Annotated in this window: 17 protein-coding genes; 5 read left to right on the top strand and 12 right to left on the bottom strand. The window is 73.6% G+C overall.

All coding sequences use genetic code 11. From position 1 onward, the window contains the following. Positions 1–111: 111 nt before the first annotated feature. From ABGB11_RS19775 to ABGB11_RS19750, 6 genes are all read right to left on the bottom strand, one after another. Complete coding sequence (locus ABGB11_RS19775) at positions 112–975, bottom strand: SDR family NAD(P)-dependent oxidoreductase (RefSeq protein WP_347634820.1); 864 nt, start codon at positions 973–975, stop codon at positions 112–114. Then, positions 972–1,940: an alpha/beta hydrolase gene (locus ABGB11_RS19770; protein ID WP_347634818.1), complete on the bottom strand. Its 969-nt coding sequence runs from the start codon at positions 1,938–1,940 to the stop codon at positions 972–974. The genes ABGB11_RS19775 and ABGB11_RS19770 overlap by 4 nt, the downstream gene beginning before the upstream one ends. A 76-nt stretch (positions 1,941–2,016) precedes the next feature. Beyond that, a complete protein-coding gene (locus ABGB11_RS19765) occupies positions 2,017–3,354 on the bottom strand; it encodes a HAMP domain-containing sensor histidine kinase (protein ID WP_347634816.1) in 1,338 nt (445 codons plus the stop codon). Next, a complete protein-coding gene (locus ABGB11_RS19760) occupies positions 3,351–4,034 on the bottom strand; it encodes a response regulator transcription factor (protein ID WP_347634814.1) in 684 nt (227 codons plus the stop codon). The genes ABGB11_RS19765 and ABGB11_RS19760 overlap by 4 nt, the downstream gene beginning before the upstream one ends. A gap of 63 nt (positions 4,035–4,097) precedes the next feature. Then, positions 4,098–4,586 carry a DUF5666 domain-containing protein gene (locus ABGB11_RS19755; protein ID WP_347634812.1) on the bottom strand — a complete coding sequence of 163 codons (489 nt, stop codon included), beginning with the start codon at positions 4,584–4,586 and terminating at the stop codon, positions 4,098–4,100. Between the two features lie 65 nt (positions 4,587–4,651). Beyond that, a complete protein-coding gene (locus ABGB11_RS19750; RefSeq protein ID WP_347634810.1) occupies positions 4,652–5,242 on the bottom strand; it encodes a helix-turn-helix domain-containing protein in 591 nt (196 codons plus the stop codon). Between the two features lie 57 nt (positions 5,243–5,299). Between ABGB11_RS19750 and ABGB11_RS19745 the strand changes: the two genes are divergently transcribed. Continuing rightward, complete coding sequence (locus tag ABGB11_RS19745) at positions 5,300–6,634, top strand: flavin monoamine oxidase family protein (protein ID WP_347634808.1); 1,335 nt, start codon at positions 5,300–5,302, stop codon at positions 6,632–6,634. 22 nt (positions 6,635–6,656) lie between these two features. Here the strand turns inward: ABGB11_RS19745 and recQ are convergent, their stop codons facing one another. Both recQ and ABGB11_RS19735 read right to left on the bottom strand, forming a co-directional pair. Beyond that, positions 6,657–8,486, bottom strand: coding sequence for a DNA helicase RecQ (gene recQ, locus ABGB11_RS19740; RefSeq protein WP_347634806.1), 1,830 nt, complete (start codon positions 8,484–8,486; stop codon positions 6,657–6,659). Positions 8,487–8,530: 44 nt separating this feature from the next. Next, positions 8,531–9,190, bottom strand: coding sequence for an HAD family phosphatase (locus tag ABGB11_RS19735; protein ID WP_347634804.1), 660 nt, complete (start codon positions 9,188–9,190; stop codon positions 8,531–8,533). 198 nt (positions 9,191–9,388) lie between these two features. Between ABGB11_RS19735 and ABGB11_RS19730 the strand changes: the two genes are divergently transcribed. Both ABGB11_RS19730 and ABGB11_RS19725 read left to right on the top strand, forming a co-directional pair. Beyond that, the gene (locus ABGB11_RS19730) at positions 9,389–9,841 is read left to right on the top strand and encodes a hypothetical protein (protein ID WP_347634802.1); all 453 of its coding nucleotides are present in this window, start codon (positions 9,389–9,391) and stop codon (positions 9,839–9,841) included. Positions 9,842–9,933: 92 nt separating this feature from the next. Continuing rightward, positions 9,934–10,314: a phage holin family protein gene (locus tag ABGB11_RS19725; RefSeq protein WP_347634800.1), complete on the top strand. Its 381-nt coding sequence runs from the start codon at positions 9,934–9,936 to the stop codon at positions 10,312–10,314. Here the strand turns inward: ABGB11_RS19725 and ABGB11_RS19720 are convergent. The 4 genes from ABGB11_RS19720 to ABGB11_RS19705 form a co-directional block, all read right to left on the bottom strand. Next, on the bottom strand, positions 10,311–13,100 hold the full coding sequence (locus ABGB11_RS19720; protein ID WP_347634798.1) for a hypothetical protein: 2,790 nt from the start codon (positions 13,098–13,100) through the stop codon (positions 10,311–10,313). The genes ABGB11_RS19725 and ABGB11_RS19720 overlap by 4 nt on opposite strands. 80 nt (positions 13,101–13,180) lie before the next feature. After that, positions 13,181–14,155 carry a cation diffusion facilitator family transporter gene (locus ABGB11_RS19715; protein ID WP_347634796.1) on the bottom strand — a complete coding sequence of 325 codons (975 nt, stop codon included), beginning with the start codon at positions 14,153–14,155 and terminating at the stop codon, positions 13,181–13,183. 74 nt (positions 14,156–14,229) lie between these two features. Further along, on the bottom strand, positions 14,230–15,243 hold the full coding sequence (locus ABGB11_RS19710) for a hemolysin family protein (RefSeq protein ID WP_347634794.1): 1,014 nt from the start codon (positions 15,241–15,243) through the stop codon (positions 14,230–14,232). After that, positions 15,231–16,562, bottom strand: coding sequence for a hemolysin family protein (locus ABGB11_RS19705; protein ID WP_347634792.1), 1,332 nt, complete (start codon positions 16,560–16,562; stop codon positions 15,231–15,233). Before ABGB11_RS19705 ends, ABGB11_RS19710 begins: the two co-directional genes overlap by 13 nt. A gap of 333 nt (positions 16,563–16,895) precedes the next feature. On the opposite strand from ABGB11_RS19705, the gene ABGB11_RS19700 reads away from it, so the two are divergent. Together ABGB11_RS19700 and ABGB11_RS19695 are read left to right on the top strand one after the other, a co-directional pair. Beyond that, complete coding sequence (locus ABGB11_RS19700; protein ID WP_347634790.1) at positions 16,896–18,110, top strand: hypothetical protein; 1,215 nt, start codon at positions 16,896–16,898, stop codon at positions 18,108–18,110. Continuing rightward, positions 18,107–20,647: a tetratricopeptide repeat protein gene (locus ABGB11_RS19695; RefSeq protein ID WP_347634788.1), complete on the top strand. Its 2,541-nt coding sequence runs from the start codon at positions 18,107–18,109 to the stop codon at positions 20,645–20,647. The genes ABGB11_RS19700 and ABGB11_RS19695 overlap by 4 nt, the downstream gene beginning before the upstream one ends. Positions 20,648–20,649 lie beyond the last annotated feature (2 nt).

The raw sequence follows: 20,649 nt of genomic DNA, 5'->3' as shown, positions 1-20,649 counted from the left end.
CGGCGGCTTGGAAAAGGGAATGGGGATATGCGGAAACCCCTTGCCCGATGCTTTGTCCGGCGCTGACCGCGTCGTGGAGGCGTCGACGCCGCCTGGCCGGAGACGTTGCCGCTACTTCACGACGGCCGGGCTGAAGGTGGGCGGGGCGCCGAGCTTCTCGCGATGGGACGCCGGGGTGCCGCCGTCGACGTCCACCACCCCGAGTTCCGCGCCGATCTCGGCGCCGATGAGGACCTGCCCGGTCCGCTCCATCAGCCGGGGGTGGCGGGCGAGGGCGTCGATGACCCGGCCGCTGAATTCGGGTGACTCGGCGCCCGCGGCGAACGCCTTGTACTGGTCGGGGACGCCTTCGAAGAGGGCCCTGTTCCGTTCCGTCTTGAGGAGCCCCATCCAGAGGGAGACGACGGCGACGCCGTAGGGGTGGAAATCGACGGCCATGTCGTGGGCCATCTTGTCGACGGCGGCCTTTCCCGCGCCATAGGCGGGGCCGTGCATATAGCAGCGTCCCCCGAAGGACGAGGTGTTGACGACGAGGCCGCCGTCGCCGCGGATCAGGAGCGGGGCGGCGTAGTAGCTCGCGACGTAGGCCGAGCGCATGCCCACGTCGAACATGTCCTGAAGGGCCAGGGGCTTCTCCCAGAACGGGCCCCTGCGGGCGAGGCCGTTTGGAACCGTGAACGCGTTGTTGACGAGGATGTCCACCCGGCCGTGCTCGCGTTCGACCTGCGAGAACAGCGCCTCCACCTGCGCGTCGTCGGAGTGGTCGCAGATCACCGGGACGCCCGTGCCGCCGCGGCGGCCGATCTCCTCGGCGGTGGCGAACACCGTGCCGGGCAGGCCGGCGTCGCCTTCGGCGCGGGTCCGTCCGGTGACGTAGACGGTGGCGCCGGTCTCGCCGAGCGCCAGCGCGATTCCCTTTCCGGCGCCGCGGCTGGCGCCGGTGACGACCACGACCCGGTCTTCGGTGCGGCTCACCGGGTGCCTCCCGCGAGGAATTCGAGCATGGCCTCAGTGGTCTCGGCGTGCTTCTCCATCTGCATCATGTGGCCGGCCTCTTTGATCATCCGGACGCCGCGGAGGTCGGCATGGTGGTCCTCCAGCCTGCTCAGCGGATCGGGGCCGTGCCAGCCCTCAAGGTCGGTGTCCTGTTCGCTGCCGATGAAGTAGAACGGGACGGGGTTCTTCCGGTCCCCGTACGACTTGCGGTACTCCCAGGACAGATCCATGGCCCGGTACCAGTTGAGCCCGCCCGTGAAGCCACTGCGGCTGTAGGCGTCGACGTAAAACTCCAGTTCCGTTTCGGTCAGCCACGTCCATGGGAGCGGCGGCGTTTCCGGCAGCGCGTCGATATAGGACGTCCCCGGCGGCTTCTGCCAGACGTCGAGATAGTGGTAGTCGCTGGAGAGCGCGTAGAACAGCTTCCGCAGGAACTCGCGTGGCGCGGCGGCCAGTTCCCGGTCGGCGACTTCGGGAGCGCCGAAGTAGTGGATGTGGTTGAAATGCCTCTTGGCCTGCCGTGCCGCGAGCGTCAGCGGTGATTCCCTGCTCGGGGTGAAGAACGGGTTCTCCAGACCGATGATGGCGGCGACGCGGTCCGGGTGGTGGTGGGCGAGGTCGTAGGCGGCGAACAGGCCGAAGTCCAGGCCGCTGAACACCGCCTTCGTCTCGCCGAGGTGGTCGAGGAGCCCGGTGAGGTCGCCGACGATCCGGTCCACGGTGTACTCGCGGTGGTCCGCCGGGCCACTGGTGCCTCCCATTCCGCGCATGTCGGGCGCCACGACGCGGTACCCGGCGCCGGCGATCGGCCCGATCTGGTGGCGCCAGCTGAACCACAGATGCGGGAACCCGTGGAGGAGGACGACGAGCGGTCCTTCCCCCTGCTCCACGTAGTGGACGTCCAGGCCGTTGATGCGCGCGTACCGGTGACTCCAGCCCGCCATGCGGATCCTTCGGTTCGAGGTGCCGACCCATCGGACTGTGCAGGACGCCGCGGGTCGCGGCACCGTCCCGTCCCGCTCAGCGGGAGCCGAGGGTGACGCGGACGATCGTCCCTTTGGATTGCGCGGACAGCAGTTCGGCGCGTCCCCCGTGGGCGGCGGCGATGGCGGCGACGATGGGCAGCCCGAGCCCCGTCCCGCCGAGCCCGGACCCGCCCGCGCGGTGGAAGCGTTCGAAGGCGCGGGCGGTGTCCTCGGGGGACATGCCCGGTCCTTCGTCCGAGACCTCGATCAGGCCCGGCGCGAGGCGGATGGTCGCGGAAGTTCCGGGGGGTGTGTGGGCACGCACGTTGGCCAGCAGGTTCGCGAAGACCTGGCGGATGCGGGCCTCGTCGACGGTCGCGACGAGGGTCTCGGGGGCGTCCAGGACGATGGGACGGTCCGGGTCCGCGGCGGTCGCGTCGGCCATGGCGTCCTTGGCGAGGGCGACCAGGTCCGTCGGGACGGGGTTCAGCGACGCGCCGCGGTCGAGCCGGGCGAGTTCGAGGAGGTCGGTGACCAGGCTGTTCATGCGGCTCGCCTCCTCCTCGATGCGGCGCATCGCGTCGGGCAGCTCGTCGGGCCCGAGGGCGCCGTGCCGGTACAGCTCCGCGTAGCCCTGGATGGCCGTCAGCGGGGTGCGCAGCTCGTGGGACGCGTCGGCGGCGAACTCGCGGACGCGCGCCTCGGACCGGCTGCGCGCCCAGAACGCCTGCTCGATCCGCTCCAGCATCACGTTGATGGCGGAGGCGAGCCGGGCGGTCTCGGTGCGCTGCCCCGGGTCCGGCATGCGGGCGCGCAGGTCGCCGCCGGCGGTGATCGCGTTCGCGGTGGCGGCCATCCGGCTCAGCGGCAGCAGGCCGCGGCGGATCAGCCACCGGCCGAGCACGACCAGGACGGCGAGCAGGAGGGCGGCCGTGGCGATCTCGGACAGGACGAGGTTGCGCACCGCCGCGTGGATGTCGTCGAGGGGGGACGCCACGACGACGAAGCCGCCCCGCCACTGGCGCGCCACCGCCCGCAGCCCGGGGAGGGAGAACGGCTTCCCGCTCGCGGCGCGGTCGGCGAGGCCGGCCGTCCCGAGCCGCTGCACCTCCGCGACGGCCCGTTCGGGGGACGGCTCGTCACCGCTCAGCACCCGGACGGCCCCCTGCGGCCCCACGGCCAGCACCACGAACTGGGCCGGGGCCACCCCCTGCTGGTGGAAGCCGGGGCGGAGCAGCCTGGCCACGGCGTACTCGCGGGAGGCCTGGAGCTCGGCGTCCACGCGGTGCATCAGGTACCCGTTCAGCACCAGCGCGCTGACCAGGCCCATGATGGCCAGCCCGGCCGTGGTGACCGCGAGCAGGCCGGTGAGCAGCCGGGCGTTGAGCGTCATGGCCGCAGCGCGTAGCCGACCCCGCGCTGGGTGTGGATGAGCGGGGTGCCGAGCGGGTCCAGCTTGCGGCGCAGGTAGCTGACGTAGGTCTCGACGACCTGCGGGTTGCCGTGGTCCCACCCCCACACGCCCTCCAGCAGCTGCGAGCGCGAGAGCACCATGCCCGCGTTCCGCATCAGGAAGGCCAGCAGCCGGAACTCGGTCGGCGACAGGTCGACGGCGACGCCGCCGCGGCGCACCGTCCACTGCGCCTCGTCCAGTTCGAGGTCGCCGACGCGCAGGACGGCGTCCTCGGGGGCCGCGGGCTGGGCCGCCCGGCGCAGGACCGCCCGCACCCGCGCGATGAGCGCCTCGATCGAGAACGGCTTGGTGACGTAGTCGTCGCCGCCGAGCGTGAGCCCCGTGACGGTGTCGGACGGGGTGTCCCGCGCGGTCAGGAAGATCACCGGCACCTGGTCGCCGTCCGCGCGCAGGCGCCGGCACACCTCGAAGCCGTCCAGGTCGGGGAGCATCACGTCCAGCAGGACGAGGTCGGGACGCTCCCTGCGAGCCACGGCGAACGCCTCCTCGCCCGTGCCCGCCGTGACGGTGGCGAAGCCGTGGAAACGCAGCGCGACCTCGATCAGGTCGCGGATGTTGGCCTCGTCGTCCACGACGAGCACGCGCCGGCTCTCGCTCATGGGCTCCCGCAGGTCATCTCGTCCCGTCCCCTTCGCCCGAAGGTACCGCCCGGGGGCAAGGGCCTAGCGGGGTTTGGGGACGCGGATGAAGCGGGCGGTCCGGGTGTCGCCGGAGCGCTCGCCCGCGACGAGGACCCGGTCGCCGTTCTTCAGGTCCGTCATGGCGGACTTGTCGCCGTCCTTCCGGACACGGGTCTTGTCGTCGGCCTTCCACGTCCACGAGACGCCGTCCTCGCTGCGGACGGTCACCGCGGTGGCGGACGCGGACGTGATGTCGCCGCGCTGCCAGGTCGCGAGGTGGAAACCGCCGTCGCGCTTCACGGTGGCCTCGCCGTGGACGCCGCGCACGCCCCCCGCGCGCCGGAACGGGTGCCCTCCCATGCCCGGGTGCCCCCAGCCGGGGCGTCCTGGGTGGCCCCACTCCCTGGTCGCCTTCGGCGACGGGGAGGGCGAGGGGTCGTCGGCGGCGGCCGGGACGGCGAGGTAGAGGCCCAGCCCGAGGAGCCCGGCGGCACCGGCCGCGGCGGCGATCGTCTTCCGGTTGGTCTTCATGCGGACCATGGAAGCGGCGGCGTCTGGCAGAAGTCCCCGCCCATTCCTGGGAGAACCCTGAGAGTTCACCGAACGCCGTCGAGCATGGCGCCGACGAGTCGGAGGGCCTGTTCCCGGGCCAGCGCCTGGTCGTCCGCGCTCGTCACGGCGAGGGCCAGTTCGGTCAGCGCGCCGTAGAACGCGGCGGCGGTCAGGCCGAGGGGATGCGGGCCGGAGTCGCCGAGGAGCGCGGCCAGGACGCCGGTGAGGATCGTCCCGAGGTACCGCTGGTCGAGCTCGCGCCAGCGCTCCCAGCCGAGCGCGATGGGGCCCTGGAGCAGGACGATCTCCCGGTAGGCGGGGTCGGAGCAGATCTCCAGGAAGGCGCGGGTGCCGGCGGTCGCCCGCGCCCGCGGGGCGCCCTCGCGGGCCATGGCGGCGGTGACGCGCTCCGCCGCCTCGGCCTCCAGGTCCTCGAAGACGGCCTCGAACAGCCCTTGCTTGCCGGCGAAGTGGTGGTAGAGGGCCCCGCGGGTCAGTCCGGCGGCGCGGACCAGCTCCTCCGCCGACACGCCGCCGAAGCCCCGTTCGGCGAAGAACCGGCGCCCGGTGTCGAGGAGCGCCGCCCGGGTGCTCTCCGCGTACCGCTCCCGCCGGCTCTTGACCCGCTCCTCCATGCGCCATGTATAACACATACATGGCGTATGTGTTATACGTCGCGTATGGGAGGGATCATGGCGGACATCGCGATCGTCGGAGCCGGGGTCGCCGGGCTGGTGGCCGCCCGTGACCTCTGGCGGGTCGGCCACGACGTGGTCGTCCTGGAGGCCCGCGACCGGGTCGGCGGGCGGACGCTGAACGCCGAGCTGCCCGGCGGCGACCCCATCGAGATCGGCGGCCAGTGGGTCGGCCCCGGACAGGACCGGGTGCTCGCCCTGATCGAGGAACTCGGCCTGGCGACGTACCCGACCTACGACGAGGGGCGCCACATCGCCGAGCTCGGGCGTGTCCGCCGCGAGTACGCGGGCCGCATCCCGCGCCTGTCGCCCGCGACGCTCGCCGACATCGCGCAGGGCCAGCTGCGCATCGCCCGCATGGTGCGCGGCATCCCGCCGGACGCGCCGTGGACCGCCCGGCACGCGGCCAGGCTGGACGACCAGACGTTCGAGACGTGGCTGCGCCGCAACCTGCACACCAGCGGCGGCCGCGGGTTCATGCGGCTGATCACCCAGGCGGTCTTCTCCGCCGAGCCCGCGGACATGTCGGCGCTGTGGGCGGGCTTCTACATGGCGTCCGCCGGCGGCCTGGACCCGCTGATCGAGACGGCCGGGGGCGCCCAGCAGGACCGCGTCTGCGGCGGCTCGCAGCGGATCGCCCTGGCCCTCGCCGAGGAGCTGGGCGACCATGTCGTGCTGGGCTCGCCGGTCACCGACATCGAATGGACGGACGACGCCGTCACGCTCCGCACGCCCTCGCGGGAGGTCCGGGCGCGCCGCGCGATCATCGCCGTCCCGCCGCCGCTCGCCGCCCGGATCCGCTACACCCCGGGCCTGCCGGGCGACCGCGACCAACTCGTCCAGCGCATGCCGATGGGCCGCGTCATCAAGGTGAACGTCGTCTACGACGAGCCGTTCTGGCGCGCGGACGGCCTCAGCGGCCAGGTCACCAGCGACCGGCGCCCGTTCGGCATCACCTTCGACAACACGCCGGAGAGCGGCTCGCCGGGAGTGATCGTCGGATTCCTGGAGGGACGGCACGCCGACATCGCCGCCCGGCTGACCGCCGAAGAGCGCCGCGCCCAGGTTCTCGCCGACCTCACCGGCTACTTCGGCCCGCGGGCGAAGGAGCCCGTCGCCTACATCGAGCGGGACTGGGCCGACGAGGAGTACTCGCGCGGCTGCTACGGCGCCTTCGCCACCCCCGGAACCTTGACCCGCTTCGGCTCCGCCCTCCGCCGCCCGGTAGGGCCTTTGCACTGGGCGGGCACCGAGACCGCGACCCGCTGGGCCGGCTACATAGACGGCGCCGCCGAATCAGGCCACCGCGCCGCCAAAGAGATCACCCTCTGAACCCTCCCCCGGTGCCGGTGGGTCAGTCGGTGGTGGCGAGGGTCTCCAGGACCTGGTCGCCGTACTTGGCGAGCTTGTTCTCGCCGACGCCGTTGACCCGGCCCAGCTCGGCGAGGGTGGTGGGGAGGGCGATGGCTATATCGCGCAGTGTGGCGTCGTGGAAGATGACGTAGGCGGGGACGCCCTGCTCCTTCGCGGTGGCGGCGCGCCAGGAGCGGAGGCGTTCGAAGACCGGGGCCGCCTCGGCGGGCAGCTCGACCGGGGTCCTGGCCGCCTTGGCGGTCTTCGCCGCCTTCGCGGTGGGACGTTCCGGTTCGCGGCGCATCATCACCTGGCGCTGCCCGCGCAGGACCTCGGCGCTGGTGTCGGTCAGGACGAGGGTCCCGTGGTTGCTCTCCACGGCGACGAGCCCCTGCGCGAGGAGCTGGCGGATGACGCCGCGCCACTCGACGTCGCGCAGTTCGGTGCCAATGCCGAAGGACTTCAGCGCGTCGTGGTCGAACTGGATGACCTTGGCGTTCTTCTTGCCGAGGAGGATGTCGACGATGTGGCCGGCACCGAACTTCTGGCGCCGTTCCCGGTCGAGGCGGACGATCACCGACAGCACCTTCTGGGCGGAGATGGTCGCGTCCCACGTCTCGGGCGGCGTCAGGCACGTGTCGCAGTTGCCGCAGGGTTCTCCGGACTGGCCGAAGTAGTTCAGCAGCTGGACGCGGCGGCACTCGACCGTCTCGCAGAGGGCGAGCATGGAGTCGAGGTGCATGCTCTGGCGGCGGCGGTGGGCGGCGTCGCCCTCGCCGCCGTCGATCATCTTGCGCAGGTTGACGACGTCCTGGAGGCCGTAGGCGAGCCAGGCGGTGGACGGCAGGCCGTCGCGCCCGGCGCGGCCCGTCTCCTGGTAGTAGCCCTCGACGGACTTCGGCAGGTCGAGGTGCGCGACGAACCGGACATCGGGCTTGTCGATCCCCATGCCGAACGCGATGGTCGCGACGATGACGAGGCCGTCCTCCCGGAGGAAGCGCGCCTGGTTCGCGGCGCGGGTCTCGGAGTCCAGGCCCGCGTGGTACGGGAGGGCCTCGATGCCGTTCTCGCTGAGGAAGGCCGCGTGCTTCTCCACCGAGTTGCGGGACAGGCAGTAGACGATCCCCGCGTCGCCCTTGTGCTCGTTCTGGAGCAGGCGGAGCAGCTGGCGTTTGGGGTCGGTCTTCGGCTCGATCCGGTACTGGATGTTCGGACGGTCGAAGCTCGCGACGAAATGCTTGGCCTGCTCGAGCTGGAGCCGGGACGCGATCTCGCGGCGGGTCGCCTCGGTGGCGGTCGCGGTGAGGGCGATGCGCGGGACGTCCGGCCAGCGTTCGTGCAGGCCGGACAGCATCAGGTAGTCGGGACGGAAGTCGTGCCCCCACTGGGACACGCAGTGCGCCTCGTCGATCGCGAAGAGCGAGACGTCGCCCCGGTCGAGCAGCTCGATGGTCGAGGCGAGCTTCAGCCGCTCGGGCGCCAAGTACAGCAGGTCGAGCTCGCCCGCGACGAACTGCGCCTCGACGACCCGCCTCTCGTCGAGGTCCTGCGTGGAGTTGAGGAAGCCCGCCTGGACGCCGGCGGTGCGCAGCGCGTCCACCTGGTCTTTCATGAGGGCGATGAGCGGGGAGATGACGATGCCGGTGCCCTTCCGGACGAGCGCCGGGATCTGGTAGCACAGCGACTTCCCGCCGCCGGTCGGCATCAGGACGAGGGCGTCCCCGCCGGCGACCACATGCTCGATGATCTCCCGCTGGCCGTCGCGGAACGTGTCGTAGCCGAACACGCGCCGCAGGGCGTCGAGGGTCTCCGGGGTCTCAGGCGAAGTCACCGGGCCATACTATGAACCGCCCGCGACACCCGTCCGCCGAAACCTCACCTGTGGACAACGTCCACGAGCTCCGGCGTCAGCTCGTCGAGGTCCTCGGCGACGTGCGCGGCCAGCGCGAGCGCGTCGGGCGCGGGCGGATGCGCCGGACGCGGGATCGCGATCACCGTCATCCCGGCGGCGTGCGCGGACCGGATGCCGTTGCCCGAGTCCTCGATCGCGACGCAGCTGCCGGCGGGCACGTCGAGCCGTGCGGCCACGGCGAGGTACCCGTCCGGCGCGGGCTTGCCGCTCTCGACCTCCTCGGTCGACACGGTCGCGCGGAACAGGCTCTCCACGCCGAGCTTGCCGAGGACCAGGTCGATCAGCGCGCGCGGGGACGAGCTGGCGAGCCCCAGCGGACGGTGCTCGGCCAGCCGGCGGACGGCGGCCTCGGCGCCCGGCAGCACCGGCGGCCCCGCCTCGTACCGCTGCGTCATCCGGTCGACGACCTCGTAGGCGACCTCCTCGGCCGTCACGCCGTCGACGAGGTCGGTGGCGATGTAGTCCGCCCACTCCTCGGTGCTCATGCCCATGAGCCGTTCCTGGGTGTCGGGCAGCCAGCGCCCGCCGCGCTCGGTGACGTAGCCGTACCGCACCTCCTCCCACACGGGCTCGGAGTCGATCAGGACGCCGTCCAGGTCGAAGACGATCGCCTGCACGGACATGGGCCCTCCACGGGTTCTCAGGTGCGGACGTCCCGTCACTACCCGGAGCGATCGGGACGGAACCCCCGCCACCACCTGCGGTGACCCGGCGGGGACAAAACGTATTTATCTGACGAATCCGACAAGATCGAGTTGCAGTCTGGCATCGTGGGGACCCTCCGCACCCCCTCCGGAGTCACTGCAGAGGAGTTTCTGCTCATGGTGTTCCTCGGTTTTCTCCTGGTCGCCGCCGCCATCGCCGTCGGAGTCGGCGTCGTCCTGGACAACTCCGACCCGGCGAACCTCGTCCTCCTCGGCCAGACGGTGCCCGCACTGGAGAACGAGTGGCAGGTGTTCCTCGCCGGCGCGGCCGTCGCCCTCGTCCTCTTCTCCGGGCTGATGCTCACCTTCATGGGTGCGGCCCGGCGCATCCGCGACCGCCGCGACCTGCGCGACCTCCGCGAGGAGCACGAGGAGTCGCTGACCACCCTGGAGATGGAGAAGCGCCGCCTCCAGCGCGAACTCGCCCGCGTCAAGCAGTCGGGCCCGCGGCAGGCCCCGCCGCCGCCGCGCGAGCCCGCCGTGCAGGGCGTGCGCGTCGCCGGACAGCCGCCCGCCGGCAACCGCTCGCGGATCCCCGCGACCTCCCCGTTCTTCGACCGCGCCGAGTAGTCCGCGGTAGTCCGCGGAGATGACGCCGCCGTCCGCGAGAATCGCCAAGGGGAGGGATGACGCGGGCGGACCCCGGCCAGCATGATCGTGGTGTGCGTATTCTTCTCAAGGTCGCGATCACCGCGGTCGCCCTCTGGGTCTCCACCGTCGTGATCGACGGCATCACCCTCGGCGACCAGACGACCGGCCGCCGGATCGTCACCCTGCTCGCGGTCGCGGTCATCTTCGGCCTGGTCAACGCCATCCTCAAGCCCCTCATCAAGACGCTCGGCTGCGCCTTCTACGTCCTCACGCTCGGCCTGATCGGGCTTGTCGTGAACGCGCTGCTGCTGTGGCTGACGAGCGAGCTGGCCCAGGAACTGGACCTGCCGTTCCACGTCTCCGGGTTCTGGCCCGCCTTCTGGGGCGCGATCGTCGTCGGCGTCGTCGGCTGGCTGCTGCACGTCCTCGTCCCGGACAAGGACGACGACTAGCCGAGCAGTCCCGGGGCGGCGCTCGCGGCCCGCTCGAACGGGCTCTGCTCCAGGCGCCCGGACGGCTCGTCCGCGTACTCCCGGTAGCCCGGCGGGCGCGAACCGGCCGCCCCCACCAGGATCCATCGGTGCGTCCGGACGGCACCGACCAGGAACTCGCCGTCCGTCAGCGCCCCCGCGTCCGCGGCGATCAACGCGTCGAACTCGTGGCCGGGGGCGGTGAGGGCGGCGCCCGCCGGCGTCCCGACGACCAGGTCGGCGGTGCGGAGCAGGACGTCGCCGCCCACCGCCCGGCCGCCCTCCAGGTAGCCGGTCAGCTCCTCGATCCGGGCCATCGCGCGCCGCTGGTGCGTGGGGACGACCTCCGGGTCCTCGGCCGGGTCGGCGCCGCAGATCTCCACGACGTTCTCCCGCGTCCGCGCCTCCGTCGCCTGCACCGTCTCCAATTCCGCTTCCCGGGCGGCCAGCTCCCGCGCGGCCTCTTCGTCGTGGCGCTCCAGCGCCGCCGTCAGCTCCGCCTCCCGCGCCGTGGCGGCCGCCGCCGCCGACCGGGCCCGTTCCGCCGCCGCCAGCGCCTCCGCGCGGGACGCCCGCGCCGCGTTCACCCGGTCCTGGATCACCTGCGCCGCCTGGTGCGCCGCCCGCGCCCGCAGCCCCGCCTCGGTCGCGCGCTCCACCGACTCCGACGCCAGCCGCGCATGCTCCCGGTGCTCGGCCCCGACCTTCTCCCGCTCGGCCGCGAGCCACGTCAGCTCCGTCCCGAGCCTCTCCTGCGCCTCCTGCGCCGCCTTCAGCCGCGCCCCGCCCTCCGACACGAACGACGCCAGCCCGCGCCGGACCCGCTCCGCGTGATCCGCCGCCTCCTTGGCCTCCCGCGCACGCTTCGCCGCCTCGTCCGCCTCCCGCGTCCGGGTCTTCACCTCGGCGCGCAGCCCCCGCAGCTCCGACGGCGGCGACGCCACGTGCAGGCGCTGCCCGAGCGACATCTTCCGGCGCACCGCCGCCAGCGCCGACTCGGCCGACACCAGCCGGTAGTACGCGGCGTGCCCTTCCGCCGCGGCGTCGGCGTCCGCCGCCGTCAGCCGGTGGGCCTCCTCCGCCGCGCCCGGCAGCGCCTCCCGCGCCCGCGCCAGCTCGTCGGTCAGGGACGCCTCCGCCTGCCGCGCCGCCTGCAGCTCCGCCTGCGCCGTCTTGGCCCGCTCGTCCATCTGCACGCACCGCGCGTAGGAGGCGTCGGCCGTCCGGGTCAGCGCGTTCGCCTCGGCGGCCGCCTCGTCCGCGGCCCGCTGCAGCCGCTCCGCCTCCTCCCGCGGCCCCACCAGCTCCGCCTCGGCCTCCTCCTCGACGCCGGCGAGCCGGCGCGCCTCGGCCTCCGCCTCGTCCGCGGCCTGCTCCGCCGCGCCCGCCGCGTTCCGCGACTCCTCGATCGCCTCCGCCAGGCCCGCCCGCTCGACCTTCAGCTGCTCGGACCGCCGCAGGTTCTCCGCCTGGACGGCCTTCAGCGCCGCCGCGTCCCGGGGCCACTGCTCCAGCCACATCAGCCCGCGCTGCAGCAGCCGCGCCTCCGTCTGCCACGACAGCCGCCACGCCTCCCCGACCGGCCGCAACGCCGCCGACCGCACCCGCGTCTCCGGCGCCGACGGCCCCTCCTCCGGCTCCACGGCCGGCGCGGGCTCCACCGGCACCGGCAGCGGTTCGGCCCTGGTCACGGCGGCCTCGCCGGGCACCACAGGCTTGAACTCGATCGTCCCGTTGGACCCGGGCTCCCGCAGCGGCGGCGGCTCCTCCACCGGAGGCATGGCCTGCGTCCGCACCGACCCGGCCTCCGCCGTCTGCGGCTGCGTCTCGATCAGCAGCGAGAAGACCTCGGGGTCGTCCTCCATGCTCCGCAGCAGCTCAGCGGCCTTCTCCGGAGTGGGGGCGATCAGCAGCGCCCGCTCGTCCCGGCCGGCGAGCTCCTTGACCGCGTCCCAGACGGCCTGCGCCTCGTCCCCCGCGTCCACCTCGACGAGCCGCAGCTCCTCCGCGTCCTCCACGGACCCGGGCGACACCAGGAACCGGGCCAGCACCTCCCAGTTCCCCGCGACCTCCCCGTCCCGCAACGCCCGCAGCGCCGCCACCTGCGGCGCCCACCCCACCGGCGGAACGTCCTCGGGCACCTCCCGAAGCCGCGCATCGATCCGCTCGTAGAACTCGCTCAGCGGCCCGTAAACGCTCTCGACGAGCTCCCGCCACTCACCCGCGGAGTCCGTCCCCATGGGCGGCGTAGGCTCCCCGACCTCCACCGGCACGGTCTCCAACCCCGCCCGAACATCGAGCCCCCCGTCGCCGGCCTCCCCACCCACACTCTCCGAGCCGGCGAGATCCTCCCCGCCCTCCTCCTCGCCCGCCCCGCCTTCGGCGGCCGGATCGGTGTCGCCGGCAGCGTCTGGCGTGGTGGCGCCGGTCGGGGACTCGGCGTCGCCTGTCGTCGCTGTGGTGGGCGGGAAGGTGGCGTCCAGAGGGACCTTGTCCGGTGCTTCGTCACTGGGCGTGGGCTCGTCGCCGTTGGCTTCGGGGAGCGGGCCGGTGTCGCCAGCAGCGGCCGGCTCCGGCGCGTCGTCAGTGGCCGGGGGCTCCTCGTCGTCCGAGGGGGCCTCGGCCGGTGCGTCGTTGGTGGGGGTGTCGGAGGCGGGGTCGTCCTCGGTGGGGAGGGGGACGCTGACGGTGGGGAGTTCGGAGTCCGGGATGTATCCGGGCTCGGTGTCTTCCTCGTCCGGCCCGTTGGTTTCCGAAGGTTGCTTCACGGTGCTGTCCGTCCCACATCTACCGCCCGGGGCCAGTATGTTCCCCTTCTGCTCGGGACTAACGTCTCACAGGTAAGCGATCAGCGGTGGCCCGCCAGGACGGCGTGATGGTCTTCACCCGGGCGGGGTTCGGGGTCGGGGTGGACGGCGGCGCCGGTGAGGCGGGGGAGGGCGTGCAGGAGGCTGTGCTCGGCCTCGGCGGCGATGCGGTGGGCGTGGACGACGGTGGAGGCGGGGTCGACGACGACGTCGCACTCGGCGCGGAGGCTGTGGCCGATCCAGCGGAGCCGGACGTCGCCGACGGCGAGGACGCCCGGCGTCGAGGCGAGGGCCTGCTCGGCGCGGTCGACCAGCGACGGGTCCACGGCGTCCAACAGGCGGCGCCAGACGTCTCTGGCTGTTTGGCCGAGGACGGTCAGGATCGCGACGGTGATCAACAGGCCCACGACCGGGTCCGCCCACGGGGCGCCCAGGGCGACGCCTGCGGCGCCCAGCAGGACCGCGAGGGACGCGAAGCCGTCCGTGCGGGCGTGCATGCCGTCGGCGACCAGCGCGGCGGAGCCGATGCGGTGGCCGACGCGGATGCGGTAGCGCGCCACCAGTTCGTTGCCGACGAAGCCGACCAGGGCGGCGGCGGCCACGGCGGCGACGTGGTCCACAGGCTGTGGATGGGCCAGGCGCTGGACGGCGGCGTACCCGGCGGCGACGCATGACGCGGCGATGGCCAGGACGATGATCACCCCTGCGAGGTCCTCCGCGCGGCCGTACCCGTAGGTGTAGCGGCGGGACGGCGGCCGGCGGCCGAGGACGAACGCGATGCCCAGCGGGACGGCCGTCAGCGCGTCGGCGGCGTTGTGGAGGGTGTCGCCCAGCAGCGCCACCGAGCCGGTGAAGGCGACCACGACGGCCTGGAGCGCCGTGGTCGCGCCGAGGCCGGCCAGGGAGATCCACAGGGCGCGCATCCCCCGGGCGTTCGCCTCCATCGCCGAGTCCACCTTGTCGGCCGCCTCGTGGGAGTGCGGGCGGATCCAGTGCAGGAGCCGGTGTCCGTTCATGCGTCCACGATGGACCCGAAAGTCCGTTGCAGCATCTCGACACCTGCGGTGCCGTCGCAGGTGCGCGGGCTGTGTCAGTGCGGGTTGGTGGCCAGCAGCTCCGCGAGGAGGTCGTCCAGCGTGACGATGCCGGCGAACTCGCCCCGGCCGTCGTCCACCACGGCGAGCTGGGCGCGGCCCCGGCGCATGCGGCTGACCGCGTCCAGGACGGTCGTCTCCGCCGTGAGGACGGGGGCCGGGTGAGCCAGCTCGCCTGCGGTGCGGTCGCCGGGGTCGGTGATGGCCGCCCGGACGTGGACGATGCCCGTCATCGCGCCGTCCGGGTCGCGGACCAGCAGCCGGCTGTGGCCGCTGGCGGTGGCGGTCCGGCGGATCTGCGCGGCGGTGGCGTCCGCGCCGATCGTGCTGACGGACGTCGCGGGCACGACGAGGTGCCCGACGGTGGCCTCCCGCGCCGAGATCGCGCGGCGGAGCAGCTCGTGGTCGTGCCGCCCGATGAGGCCGAGGCGGCGGGACTCGCCGACGAGGTGGTTGAGCCGCGCCGGGTCGGTGTGGTTGTCCAGTTCGTCCTTCGGTGTGACGCGGACCAGCCGCAGGAGCGCGTTGGTGGTCGCGTTCAGCGCCGACAGGATCGGGCGGGACACCTTCGCGAACCCGCGGAACGGCAGGGCCAGCAGCAGCGCCGACCGCTCCGGGTGCGAGATCGCCCACGACTTCGGCGCCATCTCGCCGACGACCATGTGCAGGAACGTCACGACGGCGAGCGCGGTGCCGAGCGCGATGGCCTTCACGCCCGCCTCGGGGACGCCGGCCGCGTGCAGCGGCGGCTCCAGGAAGTGCTCGAACGCGGGCTCGGTGACGATCGCGAGGCCGAGCGAGCACATGGTGATGCCGAACTGCGCGCCGGCGAGCATGAGCGACAGCTCGCGGACGCCCGCGACGGCGGCGACGGCGGGGCGGCTGCCCTTCGCGGCGGCGCGCTCCAGCTGGGGACGGTTGGCCGCGACGAGGGCGAACTCGGCCGCGACGAAGAACCCGTTGCCGAGCAGCAGCAGGACGGTGACGAGCAGCGAGGTCAGGGGGTCCACGCGGCCTCCCCGGCCGGGACGTCCGCGGTGCGGATCAGGATCTTCTCGGCGACCCGGCGGGCCACGCTGACGACCTCCAGCTCGACGGATCCGGCGTCCAGCCCGACGGTGAGCCGGTCGCCGGTGGACGGCAGCCGGCGCAGCTCCGCCATGACGAGGCCGCCGAGGGTGTCGTAGGCGTCGCCCTCGGGCAGGTCGAGCCCGGTGAGGCGGCCGACCTCGTCGATGCGCATGCCGGCGTCGACCAGCCAGGACCCGTCCGGGCGGGACGTCGGCGCGTCCTGCGGCCCGTCGGTCTCGTCGGAGATCTCCCCGACGAGCTCCTCGGCGACGTCCTCGAAGGTGAGGATGCCGGCGAGGCCGCCGTACTCGTCGACGACGCAGGCGAACTCCTCGCCCGAGTCGCGCATGTGCTCGATCACGCCGTACAGCGGCTGGCTGCCGGGCACCAGCAGCGCGGGACGGGCGACGGAGCCGATCGGGGTGGACGGGTCGAGCGCGTCGTCGGCGACCTCGCGGACGCCCGCGACGCCGACGACGTCGTCGACCTCCTGCCCGTAGACGGGATAGGCGCTGTGCCCGGTCTCGCGGATCAGCGCGACCAGGTCGGCGACGGGGGCCGCGGCGGGCAGCGTCCGGACCTGCGGGCGGGGCACCATGACCTCGTCCGCGGTGAGGTCGCCGAACGACAGGGCGCGGTCGAGGAGGCCGGACAGGTCGGCGGGGAGGTGCCCGGCGCTGTGCGACTTGCCGATGATGTCGCCGAGCTCCTCCAGCGTCGCGCCGCTGTGCAGCTCCTCGACGGGTTCGACGCCGACCGCGCGGAGCAGCCGCTCCGCGGCGCGGTCGAACAGCCGGATCAGCGGCCCCGCGATCGTCAGATACACGAGGGTGGACGAGGCCAGCGCCCGCGCCAGCGACTCGGCGCGCGCCAGGGCGAGGTTCTTCGGGAAGAGCTCGCCGAGCAGCATCTGGACGAGGGTCGCCAGGACGAAGCCGGTGGCGAGCGCGATCGCGCCGGTGGCGCCGTCCGGGATGCCCGCGAGGCTCAGCAGCGGCTCGATCAGCTCCGCGAGGGCGGGTTTGGCGATGAAGCCCACGACCAGGGTCGTCATCGTGATGCCGAGCTGCGCGCCCGAGAGCATGAAGGAGAGCCTGCCGATGACCTTGACGGCTCTGCGGGCGGAGGTGTCGCCGCGTTCGGCGGCCTGTTCCAGGGTCGCGCGGTCGGCGGCGACGTACGCGAACTCCTGGGCGACGAAGTATCCGGTGGCGGCGGTGAGGAGGATCACCGCCAGCACACCCAGTGCCGCGGTCACCACGGGGCACCGGGTCTATGACTGGGGTCCGACACCGCGGACTCACCACTCCTCTCGTAGACGATCTACCTGACGTAACGTCACCAGGGACAACGAGGTTCCCCGCGGACAGGGTACGGCCGGGCGGTGGTGACTCCCGGGCGGTGCCGGTCTTCCGGGAGAGAAAGGACCTTGTCTCGGTTGGTGTCACGGATCACACTTGTATGAGAGCGTACGTCCGATAGTGGACCGGTCCGTGCTCCCAGACCGGCATTGAGGGCATGCTCAGGGGGACCCGAGAACACGAGCGTGGGGCGAACGTTGGAGCAGAGCGGGGCTGGGGCCGCCGCGCCCATGAGCCGTGAAGGCGTCGACCATGCCCTCAGGGAGCTCCGGGAGGAGCGCGACCGCATCGCCGCGTCCCTGCTCGAACTGGACCGCCACCAGGGCAGCCGCCTGCTGAAGGGCGCCCGCCTCACCGGCGAGACGTGGCGCCGCTGGGAGGAGGCGCAGGCACGGCTGGCGACGCTGTGGCGGCTGTTCGACGCCTACCAGCGGGTCCTGGACGCGGCCGGGGAGCTGCGCGGCCAGTCGTCCCGCCCGGACGCGGCGACGCTGGTGGAGCTGTCGGAGTTGCTGTCGGGCCCCTCGGTGGAGCTGCCCGACGGGGAGATCCCGCTGGAGCACCGCACGCTGCTCGGCCCGCAGGAGCGCCGGATCACGCTGGACGAGGCCGTCACGATGATGTCGGACGCCTACGCGTTCGTCGCCGGCGAGATCGCCGCCGCGGACGCCGCCTGGTCGGCACTGCTCCAGCCGCTGGAGAAGGCCGAGGAGGGGTGGCGCGACACGGCCCGGCTTGCGCACTCGCTGGACGGCACGCGGCACCCCGAGCTCGACCGCGTCGGGCGCGAGCTGACCGCGCTCGGCCGGATCGTCCGCACCGATCCGCTCTCGCTGGTGAGGGACGGCAATGCCGATACCGCCCGGCTCGACCGCGTCTGCGCCATACTGACCTCGCTCGGCGACGAACTCGCCGGCGTCGCCCGGATGCGCGAGGACTACGAGGAACTCGTGCTCCGGGTCACCGCCACGGTCGAGGAGATCGAGGAGACGGAGCGGCGCGCCCACGAAGCCCACGCGACCGCCCTCGCCAAGATCTACTCGCCCAACCTGCCCGAACCGTCGCGGGGCCTCGGCACCGCGCTGCGGGACCGGCTCGCCGCGCTCGAACGGCTCCGCGAGGCGGGCCGCTGGGTGGAGATGGCGGGCCGCTTCGCCGAACTCGAACGCGCCGTGGACGAGGCGCTGGAACGGGCGAGGGGTGACCTGCGTCTCAGTGCCGGGCTGCTCGACCGGAGGGGCGAGCTGCGCGGGCGGCTGGAGGCCTACCGGGCCATGGCGGCGCGGCTCGGCCTGGCCGAGGACGAGCGGCTCACCGCCCTGTACGGGGAGGCCCGCGAGGTGCTGTGGACGGCGCCCTGCGACCTGCGCAGGGCGACGATGGTGGTGGGGGAGTACCAGCGAGCGATCAGGGCGTGCGAGAGCGAGACGGGGACCCGGCGATGAACCGATGCACCCAGCCCGGCTGCACGGGCGAGGTGGAGGCCGACGGCTTCTGCGACGTGTGCGGCATGGCCCCGGCCGCCTCTCCGCCCCCCGCGGAATCCGCTGCCGGACCGGTCGCGGAGCGCGCCGCGAACTCGATGTCCCGGCCCGCGCCCTCCGGGCCGGCACCGCAGATGCCGCCCGCACGGGCGGCGGCGCCCGTGCGTCCTGCCGCGCCCGTGGCCCCCGGCTACCCCGGCGCGTACGGCCGGCCCCCGAACCCCGCCCCGGTGACGACCCCGGCGGCTCCCGCGGCGCCCGCCGGCACCCCGCCCGCGCCTCCGGTCGGCGCGCCGCCCGGCTCGTCCGGCCCGAGCGGGACCGGCTCGTCCGGCGGCTCGTCGAGCAGCGGGTCGCCGACCGGCGGGTCGCGGAGCGTCGGGTCCGGGCGGACGGCGTCGCGCGGCGGCACCCGCGGCACGGGCTCCAGCGGCTCGGCCCGGCGCGGCATGCTCGGCGCCGGGCTGGTCGAGGTGCCGCCCGTCCCGGCCCGCGACCCCGCCTCGGCGATCATGGAGAACCCGGAGGTGCCGGAGAACCGGCGCTTCTGCAGCAAGTGCGACGAGAAGGTCGGGCGGAGCCGCGGCGGCCGCCCGGGACGCACCGAGGGGTTCTGCCGCAACTGCGGGCACCCGTTCTCGTTCACCCCGAAGCTGCAGCCGGGCGAGATGATCGGCGGGCAGTACGAGGTGCTCGGCTGCCTCGCGCACGGCGGGCTCGGCTGGGTGTACCTCGCCCGCGACCACAACGTGAGCGAGCGGTGGGTCGTCCTGAAGGGCCTGCTCGACACCGGGGACGCCGACTCCCTCGCCGCCGCGACCGCCGAGCGCGCCTTCCTCGCCGAGGTCGAGCACCCCAACATCGTCAAGATCTACAACTTCGTCCGGCACGGCGACTCCGGCTACATCGTGATGGAGTACGTCGGCGGGCGGTCGCTGAAGGACATCCTGCTCAGCACCCGCAAGCAGCAGGGCGAGCAGGCGGCGCTCCCGCTCGGCCAGGTGATCGCCTACGGGCTGGAGGTGCTGAGCGCCCTCGGCTACCTGCACGGCGTCGGGCTGCTGTACTGCGACTTCAAGCCGGACAACGCCATCCAGTCCGAGGAGCAGCTGAAGCTGATCGACCTCGGCGGCGTCCGCCGCGCCTTCGACGTCGACAGCCCCATCTTCGGCACGCCCGGCTACCAGGCCCCGGAGATCGGCTCGCAGGGCCCGTCGATCACGTCCGACCTGTACACGGTGGGGCGGACGCTGGCCGTGCTGAGCTTCCCGTTCCGCGGCTACACCGGACGGCACCTGCGCAGCCTGCCGCCCCGCGAGGAGGTGCCGCTCTTCCAGCGGTACGAGTCCTACCACCGGCTGCTGCGCCGCGCCACGCACCCGGACCCGGCCCGCCGGTTCCAGAGCGCCGCCGAGATGGCCGAGCAGCTCACCGGCGTCCTGCGCGAGGTCCTGTCCGCCGAGGACGGCCGCCCGCGCCCCGCCCCGTCGCCGCTCTTCGGGCCGGAGCAGCAGACGGCCGGCACCGAGATCGTCGGCGGCCTGGAGCACAGCGCCGCGAACGGGGCGGCCCCGCCGATCCTGGCGCGGGTGGAGCCCGCGGCCGCCGCGGCGGCGCTGCCCGTCCCGCTCGTGTACGCCTCCGACCCGGCCGCCGCGTTCCTCGCCGGGCTCACCGCCCGCGACCCCGCCGACCTCGCCGCCGCCCTCGGCTCGGCCCCGGTGGCGTCCCGCGAGGTGCGGCTGGCGCTGGTCCGCGTCCGCATCGAGCTCGGCGACCTCGACGGCGCCGCCCGGCTCCTGGAGGACATCGCCGCCGAGGCCCCGGACGACTGGCGCGTCGACTGGTACCGCGGCGCTCGCGCCCTCGCCGGCGGCCGCGGCACCGAGGCCGTCGCCGTCTTCAACGACCTGTACGACCTCGCGCCCGGCGAGCAGGCGCCGAAACTGGCGCTGGCGTTCTGCCACGAGACCCTCGGCGACATGCAGAGCGCCGGCCACTTCTACGAGACGGTCTGGCGCACCGACCCGACGCACGTCAGCGCCGCGTTCGGGCTGGCCCGCACCCGCCTCGCCGCCGGTGACCGGGCGTCCGCCGAACGGGTCCTCGACTCGGTGCCGAACATCTCCAGCCACTACCTGTCCGCGCAGCTCGCCGCCGTCGCCACCACCGTCCGGGGGCGGCGCCCCGGCGAGCTGACCGCGCCCGCGCTCATCGAGGCGGGCCGCCGGCTGGCGTCGCTGCGGCTCGACACCGAGCGCTCCGCCGCGTTCACCGCCGAGGTCCTGGAGGCCGCGCTCGGCTGGCTGCGCGCCGGCCGCGGCTCCGCCCCGCCCGGCATCCGGCAGCAGGTCCTCGGCACCGACCTGGACGAGCAGGCCCTCCGCAAGAGGCTGGAGGACACCTACCGCGTCCTCGCCAAGCTCGCCGACGGCTCCGAGCACCGCCACGCGATGGTCAAGCGCGCCAACGCCGTCCGCCCGAGGACGCTCTTCTGACC

The organism is Actinomadura sp. B10D3 (assembly GCF_039871695.1).
GTDB classification, from domain to species: Bacteria; Actinomycetota; Actinomycetes; order Streptosporangiales; family Streptosporangiaceae; genus Spirillospora; species Spirillospora madurae.
The sequence above is the reverse complement of the archived record's forward strand: the minus strand, read 5'-3'. Positions and strand labels throughout refer to the sequence as shown.